Below are 351 nucleotides of genomic sequence, written 5' to 3' on the forward strand. Positions count from 1 at the left end.
CTGACGCGGCCCTGCACGGGCCGGTGCCGGTGCACACGGATGTGGCCGACACCTTGCAGGCGGACACGGGTCTGGCGGTCGCTGGGGGCGGAGTCCCAGCGGCAGCCGTCGCCGTCCTTGGGGAAGGTGACGGTGTCGAAGTGCCCGACGCCCTTGAAGCGCGGGCAGCCCGGAGTCTGCCCGGCCTTGACCCGCTTGAAGAACGCGGCGAACGCCTTGTCCAGACGTCGCAGGGTGGCCTGCTGGGAGGAGAACGACCAGCGGCCCTGGCGCTCGGAGTCGAAGGCGCGGATCTCCTTGAGCTGCGCGGACTGGTCCCCGTACCGGACGGTGGTCTTCGAGGCGTGCCGT

1 pseudogene is annotated in these 351 nt (G+C 71.2%); it reads right to left on the reverse strand.

Annotated features, from left to right (window positions below):
• Positions 1-351 (reverse strand): annotated as a pseudogene (locus V1L54_RS29360) (RNA-guided endonuclease TnpB family protein); the annotation flags it as partial.

The sequence above is a fragment of the Streptomyces rubellus genome (assembly GCF_036323805.1).
GTDB lineage: Bacteria > Actinomycetota > Actinomycetes > Streptomycetales > Streptomycetaceae > Streptomyces.